The sequence below is a fragment of the Streptomyces regalis genome (genome assembly GCF_001509475.1).
Taxonomy (GTDB): Bacteria; Actinomycetota; Actinomycetes; order Streptomycetales; family Streptomycetaceae; genus Streptomyces; species Streptomyces regalis.
In genome coordinates this window covers 1-381 of record NZ_LLZG01000253.1, presented here as the reverse complement: position 1 = coordinate 381, position 381 = coordinate 1, and the positions used below count along the sequence as shown (strand labels likewise).

At 64.0% G+C, this 381-nt stretch carries 1 pseudogene; it reads right to left on the bottom strand.

The features are described from left to right. A pseudogene (locus ADL12_RS24780) lies at positions 1–261 on the bottom strand (helix-turn-helix domain-containing protein); the annotation flags it as partial. Positions 262–381 lie beyond the last annotated feature (120 nt).

Sequence of the window (381 nt, the reverse complement as noted above, 5' to 3'; positions counted from 1 at the left end):
GAACCTTGAGCAGACCCGGTGCTCGTTCGGCGAGCAGGTGGACGACCGCACTGGTGTAGGCGTGGGCGGTGGACTCGCTGATCCCGAACCCGGCGGCGATCTTCGCCAGAGTAGTGTGTTCACGCAGGTACACCAGTGCCACCATCGCGCGCTGAGACGGGCGCAGCTTGAATCGGCGGTCGCCCTCACGGGTCACGATCAGCATGTGACCCACTCCACGAGCGCATGCGGCAGGTCGAGTGCGGCAGGATGGATGACCAACGAGGCCCCCGAGCAATGTGGTTGAGACGTCAGACATCTCGATCAACAGCCCGGGGGCCTCGCTCGTTGCGCTTCACTGGCCGTCACCTGAGCGATGGCCAACTCGAAGAAGCTCAATGC